General features: G+C 56.7%; 10 protein-coding genes. 5 read left to right on the top strand and 5 right to left on the bottom strand.

Annotated features, from left to right (window positions below; translation table 11 throughout):
- Positions 1-61: 61 nt before the first annotated feature.
- Entirely contained in the window at positions 62-313 is a 252-nt protein-coding gene (locus tag BMY44_RS06030) for a hypothetical protein (RefSeq protein WP_089991516.1), read from the top strand.
- On the opposite strand, the gene BMY44_RS06025 is transcribed toward BMY44_RS06030, so the two are convergent.
- Both BMY44_RS06025 and BMY44_RS06020 read right to left on the bottom strand, forming a co-directional pair.
- Positions 281-2,323, bottom strand: a complete 2,043-nt coding sequence (locus BMY44_RS06025; RefSeq protein WP_089991512.1) for an ASKHA domain-containing protein — start codon at positions 2,321-2,323, stop codon at positions 281-283. The two genes, BMY44_RS06030 and BMY44_RS06025, sit on opposite strands and share 33 nt — an antisense overlap.
- A gap of 105 nt (positions 2,324-2,428) precedes the next feature.
- The gene (locus tag BMY44_RS06020; RefSeq protein WP_089991509.1) at positions 2,429-3,118 is read right to left on the bottom strand and encodes a hypothetical protein; all 690 of its coding nucleotides are present in this window, start codon (positions 3,116-3,118) and stop codon (positions 2,429-2,431) included.
- 124 nt (positions 3,119-3,242) lie between these two features.
- On the opposite strand from BMY44_RS06020, the gene guaB reads away from it, so the two are divergent.
- The 3 genes from guaB (at position 3,243) to BMY44_RS06005 (ending at position 8,333) form a co-directional block, all read left to right on the top strand.
- Positions 3,243-4,691, top strand: a complete 1,449-nt coding sequence (guaB, locus tag BMY44_RS06015) for an IMP dehydrogenase (RefSeq protein ID WP_089991506.1) — start codon at positions 3,243-3,245, stop codon at positions 4,689-4,691.
- 28 nt (positions 4,692-4,719) lie between these two features.
- The gene (locus BMY44_RS06010; protein ID WP_089991502.1) at positions 4,720-5,901 is read left to right on the top strand and encodes an RsmB/NOP family class I SAM-dependent RNA methyltransferase; all 1,182 of its coding nucleotides are present in this window, start codon (positions 4,720-4,722) and stop codon (positions 5,899-5,901) included.
- An 86-nt stretch (positions 5,902-5,987) separates the two neighbouring features.
- A complete protein-coding gene (locus tag BMY44_RS06005) occupies positions 5,988-8,333 on the top strand; it encodes an ATP-binding response regulator (RefSeq protein WP_242650492.1) in 2,346 nt (781 codons plus the stop codon).
- A gap of 57 nt (positions 8,334-8,390) precedes the next feature.
- Here BMY44_RS06005 and BMY44_RS06000 read toward each other — a convergent pair whose 3' ends face one another.
- From BMY44_RS06000 to BMY44_RS05990, 3 genes are read right to left on the bottom strand one after another with little or no spacing between them, the layout of a single operon-like run.
- Positions 8,391-9,362, bottom strand: coding sequence for a glucokinase (locus BMY44_RS06000; RefSeq protein WP_089991499.1), 972 nt, complete (start codon positions 9,360-9,362; stop codon positions 8,391-8,393).
- 9 nt (positions 9,363-9,371) lie between these two features.
- Positions 9,372-10,697 (bottom strand): GH1 family beta-glucosidase, encoded by a 1,326-nt coding sequence (locus BMY44_RS05995; RefSeq protein WP_089991496.1) that lies wholly within the window; start codon positions 10,695-10,697, stop codon positions 9,372-9,374.
- 14 nt (positions 10,698-10,711) lie between these two features.
- The gene (locus BMY44_RS05990) at positions 10,712-11,743 is read right to left on the bottom strand and encodes a substrate-binding domain-containing protein (RefSeq protein ID WP_089991491.1); all 1,032 of its coding nucleotides are present in this window, start codon (positions 11,741-11,743) and stop codon (positions 10,712-10,714) included.
- A 250-nt stretch (positions 11,744-11,993) separates the two neighbouring features.
- On the opposite strand from BMY44_RS05990, the gene BMY44_RS05985 reads away from it, so the two are divergent.
- Positions 11,994-13,259 carry an ABC transporter substrate-binding protein gene (locus BMY44_RS05985; protein ID WP_089991488.1) on the top strand — a complete coding sequence of 422 codons (1,266 nt, stop codon included), beginning with the start codon at positions 11,994-11,996 and terminating at the stop codon, positions 13,257-13,259.
- Positions 13,260-13,323 lie beyond the last annotated feature (64 nt).

Here is a 13,323-nt window from a genome sequence, read left to right as displayed (position 1 = left end):
GGAGGGAAACAGCTAGGCTCAGGGTGCCGATGGCGCACGTGCGCTGAAGTGGCTGAATAGCGTGAGCGTTTCGGCATGGAACGAGGTGATCACACCATTCGGCGCGAAGATTTTGCCGCAACCTGAGGATACCATTGCTGACACGGGTCTTTCAGACGGACGGTTTCGGTCCGGCGCAAGAGGGTTGTGGGGCGAGGACGACGAGAACCGGGATGCGACCCACCTGAACGTTGATTATGGCAAGATCATCTTGGCACAAATCAATGATGCACTGCGCGATTTACGCGCGCCGGCGTCTGCGTCTTCCGCCTGATGCAGGATCGCCTGATCCACTGTTGTGGTTCACGTCGGGCAGGCTGACGATCGACCTCAGGATCGGAAACGGTTCTACCGCATTGGGAATTGCAGAGGCGTTGACGAAATGCTCTTGAAAGCGGGGTTCGATGGCGGTTTCAATCTTGTGGATCTCATGGACCGTGTCTTCGATTTCTTTCCGCGCATCGCGGTTGAGAAGCGCGATGCGCGCACCGGTTCCTGCAGCATTCCCTGCAGAGCTTACCTTGTTAAGCGGCGCGTCCGGGATCATGCCAAGAACCATCGCGTGTTTGGAACTTATATGCGCACCAAAGGCCCCGGCGAGTACAATCCGGTCCACCTTGTCCACGCCGAACTTGTCCATCAACAGGCGCGCCCCCGAGTAGAGTGCTGCCTTGGCCATTTGAATTTCGCGGATGTCCCGATTTGTCACCGTGATCTTTGGCCCGCCGGTTTCGGTTCCGTCGTGGACAAGAAAGCTGTAGGTGCGTCCATCTTGAAAGCAGTTTGGTGATCCTGTCTGTTCCGGTGATCCGATCAGCCCCGGCGCGTCAACGATACCGGTCATGCGCATTTCGGCGACCATTTCGATGATCCCCGATCCGCATATACCTGTAATCCCGGTTTGGGCGGTCTGCGTTTCAAAATCAGGATCGTCGGACCAAAGATCACAGCCGATTACCTTGAAGCGTGGCAGCTTAGAAACCGGGTCGATTTCGACGCGTTCGATTGCACCCGGGGCGGCACGCTGGCCACTGCTGATTTGCGCGCCTTCAAATGCTGGACCTGTCGGCGACGAACAGGCGAGGACTTTGTCCTTGTTGCCCAAGATAATTTCAGCGTTTGTCCCGACATCGACAATAAGCACGAGGTCTTCGGATTTGTTCGGTGCCTCTGAAAGCGCGACCGCAGCCGCATCGGCCCCAACATGGCCCGCGATGCAAGGCAGGATGTAGACCCGTGCAGCCGGGTGCAGATTGAGATCAAGCTCGATGGCACGCAGGGCCAGCGCTTCTGATGTCGCCAAAGCAAAGGGGGCCTGGCCAAGTTCGAACGGATCGATCCCGAGGAAAAGGTGATGCATGACCGGATTGCACACAAAAACCGCATCAACGATGAGGTTGCGGTCGATTTCCGCTTCCGAAGCAATCTGCACGAAAAGACTGTTCATCCCTTCGCGCACAGCGCGCGTCATTTCATCCGCGCCGGACGGGTTCATCATTGAATAGCTGACACGGCTCATCAGGTCTTCGCCAAACCGGATTTGCGGATTCATCACGCCGGATGAAGCCACGACTTCGCCCGATTGGAGATCGCAAAGATGCGCGGCAATGGTGGTTGAACCGAGGTCGACCGCCAGCCCATAGATCGATCCTTCGTAATAGCCGGGCCATACCTGCATGATCCGGGGGCTGAAGGTGTCATCGCCAAGGTGGATTGCGCAGGTTACTTTCCATTCGCCTTTGCGCAACGCCGGTTGCAGCGAACGTAACACGCCAAGATCAGCTTCGAGTTCGGGCAGGTCCCATTCGGCGCGCAGCGCTTTGATCAGGCGTTCCAGATCACCGGACGGGTCGTGCATATCCGGTTCATTGACTTCAACGTAGTAAAGTCGTGTTGACGGGTTCATGACGATTTCGCGCGCTTCGGCCCGTTTGCGCACGACTTGCTTGTGAACCTGGCTTTCGGGAGGCACATCGACCACGACATCACCCTGAACCGTGGCCTGGCACCCAAGACGCCGGCCTTTCGCGAGGCCGCGTATGTCGTCGTAACGCTGTTCCACTTCGTTCCACGGGGACAGCGCATCATCGGCAACAGTGACGCCGTGCTTTGAGAATTCACCGTAGGAGGGGCTGATCTGGCATTTGGAACAGATGCCGCGTCCGCCGCAGACAGAATCCAGATCGACCCCAAGCTGTCGTGCAGCCGCCAGAATTGGCGTGCCGATGGGGAAATGCCCACGCTTACCCGAGGGCGTGAAAATGACGAGGGGGTCAGTGGTCATGAAGCCTGCCTGCTTTTGCTTGGCATGAATGTAACGATGACATGCCCATAGGAAAGGTCAGAAGACGTCATATTAATTATGAGCAGCGGCATTCCGGGCAAAGATTTAGGCAAAAAAATCAACGCCAAACAGCCAGACGATCAAAGGGATTGGCAGCACAGCGATGAGCAGCGTCAGAAACACTGCGGGCCCGCTGAAAAGCCGGCTTATCCCGGCTGTCATCATGATGCCGCCGCCGCCGCCAATTGCGAAATTCCCCGGCACGCTGAGAAGCACACCGATCGTTACATAGCGATAGCGTGTTGCAATTGGTGCGATCCAGTCGGGTAAATTATCGTTCAATCTTGCGAGCAATGTATCCCTTGGTTCTTTCTTTATCCTGAGCACTAATGCGCAGGCATTCATCATGCGCAGATCGCGAAACATCGTAATCAGCCAGTCAAGCGAAACACGCTGGCCAATCCAGAATGCAAGAAAGAGCCCTAGCACAGTCGCTGCATAGACGAAGGGTGCCATCACCGGACCTTCGATCATCATCAGCGCAATCCCGATTTCAACGGCCGGCACGAAAGGGATAGCAATCAGAAGCGCGTAGGCTGCGATGCTAATCGCAATGAGCCAGATCATCGCACTGGCCTGCGCATCTGTATCCAATGTGCCGATCCACGTATAAACTACGCCGAAAATCCAACGGACCAACAACGCGATGCCGATCACGGCAATCAGCCGGATTGCGATCCGGGGGAGGGCCTTGTGCCAAGGCGTTGGTGGCAGATCAAGCGGCTGATGGGACATGATACCCGACCCTGCGCTTCTTTGTGGCCGGACACAACGGTGTAACAGGTCAGTTTGGCCTTTCAGGCAGGTCCGAACCATGCAATAGGGACGTGCCAAACGATGCCCTCCAAGGAGACCGAACATGGAGATTCGAGAGGCCCTCACCTTTGATGATGTTTTGCTGGTTCCGGCGGCGTCTTCCGTGCTGCCATCGACGGCCGATACACGGACCAACGTGACCAAGTCGATCAGTATGAACATACCCTTGCTGTCGTCAGCGATGGACACGGTGACAGAGGCCCGTATGGCAATCGCGATGGCACAGGCCGGTGGGATGGGGGTCGTTCACAAGAACCTTGATATCGAAGCGCAGGCTCGGGAAATCCGTCGTGTCAAACGCTTTGTTTCGGGCACCGTCTACAATCCAATCACGCTGACCCCTGACCAGACCCTTGCCGATGCAAAGGAGTTGATGGAGCGTTATCGCGTGACCGGTTTCCCCGTGGTTGGCAAGGAAGGGCGCGTTGTCGGTATCGTCACCAATCGCGACATGCGCTTTGCGACTGACGATGCAACACCGGTTTCTGTCATGATGACATCTGACAATCTGGCGATGTTGCAGGAACCCGCCGACCTTGATGAGGCCCGTTCTTTGATGCAGGCGCGCCGCATTGAAAAGCTTCTTATCACCAATGGCGATGGCAAGCTGACCGGTCTGCTGACCCTCAAGGATAGTGAGCAGGCCGTCTTGAACCCGCAGGCCTGCAAGGACCATCTGGGACGCCTTCGTGTTGCGGCGGCGACCGGTGTAGGTGATGCCGGTTACGAACGCTCGCAAGCGCTGGTTGACGCGGGCGTTGACATGCTTGTGGTTGACACGGCGCATGGCCATTCCGATGGCGTCGCAAAGGCGGTCGAGCGCGCCAAGATGCTGTCGAACGAGGTGCAGGTAGTTGCGGGAAATGTGGCCACGGGCGAAGCAACCCGCGCGCTTATCGGGTCGGGTGCAGATGGCGTCAAGGTCGGGATTGGTCCCGGGTCCATCTGTACGACTCGCATGGTCGCCGGTGTTGGCGTTCCGCAGCTGACCGCGATCATGGACAGTGCCGCGGCAGCCGGCGACGTCCCCGTCATTGCCGATGGCGGTATCAAGTTCTCGGGTGATTTCGCCAAAGCGATTGCTGCCGGTGCGTCTTGCGCCATGGTTGGGTCCATGATCGCAGGCACCGATGAAAGCCCAGGTGAGGTGATCCTTTATCAGGGCCGGTCCTACAAATCCTATCGCGGCATGGGCAGTCTTGGTGCCATGGCACGCGGATCCGCTGATCGGTACTTTCAGAAAGATGCCGCAAGTGACAAGTTGGTACCCGAAGGTATTGAAGGACAGGTACCTTACAAAGGCTCTGCTGGGACCGTGTTGCATCAGCTTGTCGGCGGCCTGCGTGCAGCAATGGGATACACGGGCAACGCCACAGTTGCCGAGATGCGCAAGAATGCGACCTTCGTAAAGATCACCGGTGCGGGTTTAAAGGAAAGCCACGTGCACGACGTTCAGATCACGCGCGAAAGTCCGAATTACCGTGTCGGATAATAACGTTCTGTTCGTTCTGGTGTGATGCATGACACCTGCCGCCCGCTACGCTGCAGCTATCGACGTTCTTGACGCGATCCTGTCGGGGGCTGTCGCTGAGCGCGCGATTACGCAATGGGCACGATCCAACCGCTTTGCCGGATCCAAGGATCGCGCGGCAATCAGAGATCATGTTTTCGACGTGTTGCGCGCCAAACGATCGCTTTCTGCGATCGGTGATGCGCAGACCGCGCGGGGCATGATCCTTGGACTGTTGCGCCGCGATGGAATCGCGCCAGAGACGGTGTTCGGTGCGGGCGATTATGGGCCCTCCGCATTAACGGATGCGGAAAGCCGTGCGCCCAATGTCGACATTAACGCCCAAACTGCCGAGATGTGTGACTTGCCAGATTGGCTTTGGCCTGATTGGCAGGAAAGTCTGGGTGATCAGGCGGTCGCGGCAGCGCGCATCCAGCAAAGGCGTGCTGGCATTTTCTTGCGGGTCAATCTTCGCAAGACTGATGTCGAGGCCGCAAGAATCGCTTTGGCGGAGGACGGCATTTCCACCCATGTCGTGCCGGAGGTTAAGACATGCCTGCAAGTTACTGAAAACGAAAGACGTATCCTGCAAAGTCATGCCTATCTCAACGGCTGGGTCGAACTGCAGGATACGGCTTCGCAGATGGCCATGCTTGCGCTGAATGTGCCGCAAGATGCCCGTGTTCTGGATTATTGTGCGGGTGGTGGTGGCAAAGCGCTTGCGCTGGCCGATATTTACGGGGCTTGCGTCACTGCCCATGATAGCGATCCACGGCGCATGGGTGATCTTGACGCAAGGGCCAAGCGGGCAGGCGTGACAATCGTTCAGCGCAACACCGACGCGCTGTCGAAAGAACCGCCATTTGACGTCGTTCTCTGCGATGCGCCTTGCAGCGGCAGCGGCACGTGGCGCCGCACGCCCGAGGCAAAGTGGGGACTGACTTCAGATAAATTACATTACTATAATGAGTTGCAACGCGAAATTCTTGCAAAATGTGCGTCTTTAACGACGTCTACCGGTGTGCTGGCCTACGCAACGTGTTCGGTTTTGCGTGCCGAGAACGATGAGATCACCGCGCAGTTCTTATCCAATCATCCAGACTGGCGGTCCAGATCTGTCCTCCGCTTGTATCCTACGGAACTTCACGATGGTTTCTACCTGAACGTGTTTACACCAAAAAACACACGTTAAGGTAGCATTTTGCCCGAAGATGCGATTTAACCGCGCATTAAGACTTGTGCCGTTAGATGCAAACACGGGAAATAAAGGAACGCGCGTTGGATCCAGATCAAAGGCAACTGCGACGTTTGCTTGATCGGCAAACGCCCAAACCACATGCGGCTGCAATCGCGGGGATCGCGCTTGCCTGTGCGATCGGGGCGTATTGGACGACGGCGCTCATATTCAAGGTCGCGTTGCTCGTGTTTGGTGGATCACTTGGTGCGATCGCGCTTTTCCAAGTGATGCGCCAGCGCAAGGAAGACAGGCAATCTTACGCCGCACTCAAGCAACAGAATATGATCGACGAAGCTGTGCAATCGCTGGTTGCCCATGACTCAGACATCATTTTTCTGACTGATCTGGATGGGGACATCCGATTCAGTAACGCCGCTGCCTCTGCCAAGTTCGGTGACTTTGATGATACGCATCTATCGGCGGTCTTTGGCCGGATCCTGGCACATCCGGAAGCGATTTTGTTTCGCCTGCAAGGACGGGCTGCGCGTGATGGGGCTGCAAAGGAAGATGTTGTCACCCGAAATGGCCAGTTCCGTCTGTCAGTCGTACAAGTTGGCGATGCGTCCTATCTTTGGCGGGTCGACGACCGCGGGGATGTTGCCCGAAGCACTGTCAGGGCCACTGATGCGCTGACATTGCCAATGATGACGGTCGGAAAGAGCAATGCGATCCTGTACCTTAACGATGCTTTCCGAAATCTGTTGGGGTATCGTCCGAAATCATTGCGCGAAGTGTTTGACGATTTACCGGTCGACTCCGGGAACACCGTGCGGATCGTGACAGAGGATGGCCCTGCACGCGTCATCACCGGTGTCGTGGATGGCGGCACAGGTCGACGGGAAATCTATCTTCTTCCGGCACAACCCTCCGGAAACCCGATTGGTCCACGCCCATTACATGGTGGCTGGGATGCGATTGAGGATCTGCCTGTCCCACTGCTCAAAATCGGCGAAGGGGGCGTAGTTCTTGCGTCTAACCGCGAAGCCCGCACGTTGTTTGGCCTGAAGGAAACCGATGGCATGAAAGTCAGCGATATTCTGGACGGTTTGGGTCGTCCTGTGAACGACTGGATCAGGGAGGCGCTTTCAGGCCAGGGCGGGCATGTGTCCCAGTTCTTGCGCGGTCGTGGCATCAAGCAGGAGACCTTTGTTCAGGTGACTTTGAACCTGGCCAAAGGGTCTGAAGGCACGCATCTTGTCGCGGTTCTGAACGATGTAACCGAATTGAAGACGTTGGAAGCGCAGTTCGTACAAAGCCAGAAAATGCAAGCGATCGGACAGCTGGCCGGCGGCGTGGCACATGATTTCAACAATCTCTTGACGGCGATATCCGGTCACTGTGACCTTTTGCTGTTGCGACACGATCAAGGGGATCAGGACTATAGTGACCTGATCCAGATCCATCAGAACGCCAATCGCGCCGCCAGCCTTGTTGGTCAGCTTCTGGCCTTCTCGCGCAAACAGAACCTGCAGCTGGAGCGGATCGATCTGCGGGATACACTGTCTGACTTGGCGCATCTGTTGAACCGGCTTGTGGGCGAAAAGGTGACGCTTGTCCTCAATCACAATCAGGAACTCGCCTCGATCAAGGCTGACAAACGTCAGCTGGAACAGGTAATGATGAATCTCGTCGTCAACGCGCGTGATGCAATGCCGCAGGGCGGCGAAATTCATGTGGTTACCGAAAATCTGACGCTCCAAGAAGAACTGGAGCGGGACCGTGCAACAATCCCTGCCGGGGAATATGTTGTCCTTAGAGTAATTGATGAGGGTGAGGGGATCGCGCCGGAGAAACTGCCAAAGATTTTCGAGCCGTTCTACACCACCAAACGCACTGGTGAAGGAACCGGGCTTGGCCTGTCCACTGTCTACGGCATCGTGAAGCAGACCGGCGGTTTCATTTTTGCCGAAAGCGCACTTGGGCAGGGAACCGAGTTCGAAGTCATTTTACCCGCCCATACGCTGCCGGTTGCGGAACGCGCGCCAGTTCTGATCGACCCGCCTGAACCCGTTGCTGCAACTGGAGATGGGGTTGTCCTGCTGGTCGAAGACGAAGCACCCGTCAGAGCCTTTGCATCGCGCGCGCTGAGCTTGCGGGGTTACACTGTGCTGGAAGCGGACTGCGCAGAAACAGCGCTGTCGCTGCTTGCCGATCCTGACCTTGAAGTCGATATTTTCGTTACCGATGTGATCATGCCGGGAAAGGATGGTCCGACCTGGGTGCGCGAGGCCTTGGAAAGCCGACCCGACACGAAGGTGATTTTCGTGTCCGGTTATGCCGAGGACGCCTTTGGCGACGAAAGCGAACACATTCCGAATTCAGTGTTTTTGCCAAAGCCGTTTTCGCTTAACCAATTGACGACAACGGTACAGGCCCAGCTACACTAGCGTTCGCGTGTAGCAAAGAAGAGCCTGCGCGGGGCAGTTTTTGCGGGCGCGAAAAACCTATCCAAGCAGCTCCATCAGATGCGATGCAGAGCCTGTGAGCGCCGCATAATCGTCTTCGATAACGTGCACAGCGAAATTCCCCATGAAACCGGCAAATCGCCCTTTGTCGCGGAAGGCTTCAGCGAAACCGAAGCTATTCAAGTGCGGCGCAAACGCACGGCTGACGCCGCCCACAAGATAAACGCCACCGAAGGGCAATTGGATCAGCGAGAGGTTACCAGCCACCGTCCCCAAAATTCGGGTGAAAATGCCTGCGGCCTGGATGGCGCGCGCATCGCTTCCTGCTGCGCAGGCTGCCATGATATCTTGTGCTTTCGCCTCGCGCGGGTCCTTTGCTTCCATCCCGAGGAATGCATAGACCCGTTCGAGGCCGCGCCCGGAAAGGACATCTTCGACCGCTGGAAACCCGTGGGCATTGGACACGAATTGACAAAGCCGCAGTTCTTGTTCCGTGCGGATCGGCAGGTTGGCATGTCCGGATTCCGATGGTGGCACAAGGCGCCCGTCGGTTGTGTTGAAGACCGGTGCCGCATTGAAACCGGTGCCAACGCCGATCACGAGCCGCGCGGCATGTGCATCGCCAGCCGGTCCGGACACAATCGTGCGGACATTGTCAGGCGCAAGGTGACCCAAAGCATGGCCTTGTGCTTGGAGATCGTTCAGGATCGCCACGGTTTCGGCCTGCGTCGCGCGCGCAAGCGTTTCCCGGTCGATCGCCCAATCAAGGTTCGTCATCGAAGCACGCCCATTGCGGACCGGTCCGGCAACAGCGACGCAGGCCGCTTTGGTGTTCACGCCGCCTTCGTCCTTGATATATTGCCGCAGAACCGTTTCAAGCCCGGGGAAATCTGCGTTCGCATAACGGCGGATCGTCTTGTCCAGCAGCTTGCGACCATCCGCCAACGCGACCCGCGTATTCGTTCCACCGATGTCGGCGACGAGGCTGAGTGTGTTCGGCGGATGTGACATGGTTTATCCTCAGCGCGCGAGTGCGGATTTGAGCAGGTGATAGGACGCTTTCGGTGTGCGCTTTAACGTGTCGAAATCGACATGCACAATCCCAAAACGCTTTTCGTAACCAAATGCCCATTCGTAGTTGTCGAGCAGGGACCAGTAGAAAAACCCCTGTACGTTTGCTCCGTCCGCGATTGCACGGCGCGTCGCATTCATATGCGCCGTGATAAAGCTTTCGCGGACCGGATCAAAGACTGAACCGTTCTCCACCTTGTCATCCCACGCCATCCCGTTTTCGGTGACATAGATCGGCATGTCGTCAACGTAGTCACGTGCCATGCGAGTCAAGAAACCGTGCAGACCGTCCGGATAGATTTCCCAGCCCATCTGCGTCTTGTCACCTGGTCCTTCATGCCCCACTGCGTGCGGCCAGACATCGGCTGGTGCTGCGCTCACTTTGTGACGGGTGTAGTAATTCACACCGAGCCAGTCGATCGGCTGACTGATTTCGGCCATGTCGTTTTCCCAGTTTTCCGGCATATGGGGGCCGAAGCCTGCGAGCGCTTCCGCGGGGTAGGCGCCCTTGGTGATCGCTTCGATAAACCAGCGATTATTAATGGCGTCTGTGGTGGCTGTTGCGGCCAACGCCTCGGCAGTATCGTCGACTGGCTCCGTATGATCGAAGTTCAGCACGATCCCGCAGTTCTTCATGCCCAGATCGCGCAGTCGGGTCATGGCAGCACCATGCGCTTTCATGACGTGGTGCATTGCGCGGCTCGCACTGCGGATATCCTTGAGACCGGGCGCGTGGTGTCCAAGGAAATGCGAGAGATATGCGACGCACCAGGGTTCGTTCAGCGTTGCAATCGCATGAACCCTGTCGCCAATCCGGTTGGTGATGATTTCCGTGAAATCCGCGAACCACGCGGCGACGTCCGGATTGGTCCACCCCCCAAGATCCGCGAGCGCTGAAGGCATTTCCCAATGATAAAGTGTTTGGAAGGGTTTCAAGCCACGTTCAAGCATCGCGTCGACAAGCCGGTCATAGTAGTCGAGGCCTTCTGCGTTGGGTGTCCCACGTCCTTCGGGCAGAACACGCGCCCATGACGTTGAAAACCGATAGGCGTCCATCCCTGCGTTACGCAGCAGATCTAGGTCTTCGGCGTAGCGGTGGTAATGGTCGCAGGCAATCGCACCGTCCTCTGCGCGCACAACGTTCCCCGGACCTTTTGCGAACGTGTCCCAATGTGTTCGTCCTGCTTTGCCAAATGAATGGCCTTCGATCTGATATGCTGCGGTTGCCGCACCGAACTGAAAACCGGCGGGAAAATCGCTTCGGGAAAATGTCATCTGGTTTTCTTTCGTCAGGAGGAGGGGGCAGGGCCTGTGGATTGACCTACCATGAGTTCGGCTTCGAGCAACGTCGTTGTCAGCGGCGCCTTTGGGTGCGCGATCTGGTCAAGCAGCATTTCAGCGGCCCGCCGTCCGGCTTCACGCACAGAGGAACGCGTTGCCGTGAAGATTGGCACATCTACACCGTTTTGCAGGTATGACAGGTTGTCATCATGCGTCACGACAGACACATCGCGCCCCATGACAATACCGCGTTCTTCGATTGCGCGCCGCGCCCCAAGCGCGAGGATCATCGAAGAGCAGACGATTGCCGTTGCGGGACTGGACTGGTCAAGGAACTGCTTTGTCCGTCGATATCCAAAATCTTCGGTCATCTCGTCGCTTGCCATAAGGGTGGGGTCAATCGAAAAACCATGTGCGCTCAGCGCGTCTTCGAAACCGCGCCGGCGGCGATGCGCAAAGTCCATTTCCTCAAGCCCGTTCAAAAGGGCAATCCGGCGATGGCCAAGATCAATCAGAAAATCGGTCGCTCGTTGAAAGGCCCGACGGTTGTTCACATCGAGCCAACTGTAAGGAGTGGAAACACCGCTTGCGCGCCCGTGAACGACAAATGGAAGTCCGATTTCCTGCAAGAGCGGGATGCGCGGGTCTTCCATGCGCGGCCCATGAACCACGACACCATCGACCGCACGTCGGGATTTCAAGCCACGATAGACAGTCGCCTCGTCATTAGATCCATCCATGATCGACAAGATCATCTCGTAACCATGACGCGCATAGGTTTCACCCGCGCCGGCGATAAAGTCGCCGAAGATCGGATTCACCATTTCGTGCTTGGACGCCATGGGTATGACATGTCCGATCGCGAGCGCCTTGCCAGTGGCCAGACCTTTCGCGCGTGTGCTGGGCGTGTAATTGTATTGCTGGGCTGCGGTCTGCACCCGAATCCGCGTCGCTTCCGACACTTCGGGGTACCCGTTGAGGGCGCGACTCACCGTTGTCTGGCTGAGTCCGAGGTTCTGAGAGAGTTCCTTAAGGTTCATATCCGGCTGAATTCAAAGCGCTTTTAGTGTTTATATCTCGGTGCCCATTTTAAGCATGGAAATGGCATCGTAATCGTTTCAGTACTGTTATTTCAGAGAATATCAAAGTTTTTTCTGCCGGAAACTGCGTAGTTGACAGGCGCGAGGGAATACGGGAAGCTAAGTCAGCTTCAAAGCGCTTTGGCTTGATTCCGGGTGCAAGAAGGGAAAGCGTGGGCTATGTTGGGTCCACATTTGGGAGGATATTCTAATGAAGATGAAACTGTATGCCACAGTGGCAACGGTTGCTTTGGGCGCAGCTGCCCAGGCGGAACAGGTGACAGTATTTGGCCCATGGCTTGGGCCCGACCAGGAAACGGTCGAAAAGGTACTGGCCGACTTTGCCGAAAAGTCCGGTCATGACGTCCGCTACGTCGGGTCTGACAGCTTTGAACAGCAGATCATGATCGACGCCGAAGCGGGCTCTGCCCCTAACGTGGCGGTGTTCCCGCAGCCGGGTCTGGCGTCAGACATGGCGAGCCGTGGTTTTCTGACACCACTGAAGGACGGCACCGGCGATTGGGTCAACGAGAACTATGCGGCGGGTTCGTCATGGGTCGATCTGGGCACATATGCGGACGAGAACGGTGAAGATAACCTTTATGGTTTCTTCTACAAAGTCGATGTGAAGTCGCTGGTCTGGTACAGCCCAGAGAACTTTGAAGACGCAGGCTATGAAATCCCTGAGTCGATGGAAGAGCTCAAGGCGCTGACAGATCAGATCGTCGCAGATGGCGGCACACCTTGGTGTATTGGTCTGGGTTCCGGTGCCGCAACGGGTTGGCCGGCGACTGACTGGGTTGAAGACATGATGCTGCGCACGCAGTCTCCGGAAGTCTATGACGCTTGGGTTGCGAACGAAATGCCGTTCGATGCACCAGAAGTCGTGGCTGCGATCGAGGAATTTGGCGCATTCGCGCGCAACGATGACTATGTTGCCGGTGGTGCAGGTGCTGTTGCATCGACAGACTTCCGCGATAGCCCGAAGGGTTTGTTCAGCTCGCCGCCACAGTGCTACATGCACCGTCAGGCGTCGTTCATTCCTGCCTTCTTCCCTGAGGGAACAGTCGTGGGCGAGGATGCTGACTTCTTCTACTTCCCAGCTTACGCAGAAAAAGACCTAGGCGCGCCTGTACTTGGTGCTGGCACACTGTGGGCTATCACGAACGAGAATGAAGCTGCACACGATCTGATTGCCTATCTCCAAACCACGGATGCGCATGAAATCTGGATGGCCGAAGGTGGTTTCCTGACACCACTGAAAGGCGTCGACAATTCGAAGTTCGCAGATGAGGCAACTGCCAAGATGAACGACATCTTGCTTGCCGCGACAACGTTCCGGTTTGACGGTTCCGACCTGATGCCTGGCGGTGTTGGTGCAGGATCGTTCTGGACTGGTATGGTGGACTATGCCGGTGGCAAGGACGCCGCCGAAGTCGCAGCTGGTATCCAGTCTTCTTGGGACTCGCTCAAGTAATCTTGCAAGACTTACGGCCTCCACTTGGGTGGGGGCCGTTTTCGATGGGCTGACGGAGGAGCCT

Origin of the sequence: Cognatiyoonia koreensis, from assembly GCF_900109295.1 — a bacterium.
Lineage (GTDB): Bacteria > Pseudomonadota > Alphaproteobacteria > Rhodobacterales > Rhodobacteraceae > Cognatiyoonia > Cognatiyoonia koreensis.
Note: the sequence above shows the minus strand (reverse complement) of the source record. Positions and strands in the feature narration are given on the sequence as shown.

What these genes read in the sequence shown, in the direction of transcription:
- BMY44_RS06025 (WP_089991512.1), bottom strand. Translation starts at nt 2,323, where the DNA reads ATGACCACTGACCCCCTCGTCATTTTCACGCCCTCGGGTAAGCGTGGG.
- BMY44_RS06020 (WP_089991509.1), bottom strand. Translation starts at nt 3,118, where the DNA reads ATGTCCCATCAGCCGCTTGATCTGCCACCAACGCCTTGGCACAAGGCC.
- guaB (WP_089991506.1), top strand. Translation starts at nt 3,243, where the DNA reads ATGGAGATTCGAGAGGCCCTCACCTTTGATGATGTTTTGCTGGTTCCG.
- BMY44_RS06010 (WP_089991502.1), top strand. Translation starts at nt 4,720, where the DNA reads ATGACACCTGCCGCCCGCTACGCTGCAGCTATCGACGTTCTTGACGCG.
- BMY44_RS06000 (WP_089991499.1), bottom strand. Translation starts at nt 9,362, where the DNA reads ATGTCACATCCGCCGAACACACTCAGCCTCGTCGCCGACATCGGTGGA.
- BMY44_RS05995 (WP_089991496.1), bottom strand. Translation starts at nt 10,697, where the DNA reads ATGACATTTTCCCGAAGCGATTTTCCCGCCGGTTTTCAGTTCGGTGCG.
- BMY44_RS05990 (WP_089991491.1), bottom strand. Translation starts at nt 11,743, where the DNA reads ATGAACCTTAAGGAACTCTCTCAGAACCTCGGACTCAGCCAGACAACG.
- BMY44_RS05985 (WP_089991488.1), top strand. Translation starts at nt 11,994, where the DNA reads ATGAAGATGAAACTGTATGCCACAGTGGCAACGGTTGCTTTGGGCGCA.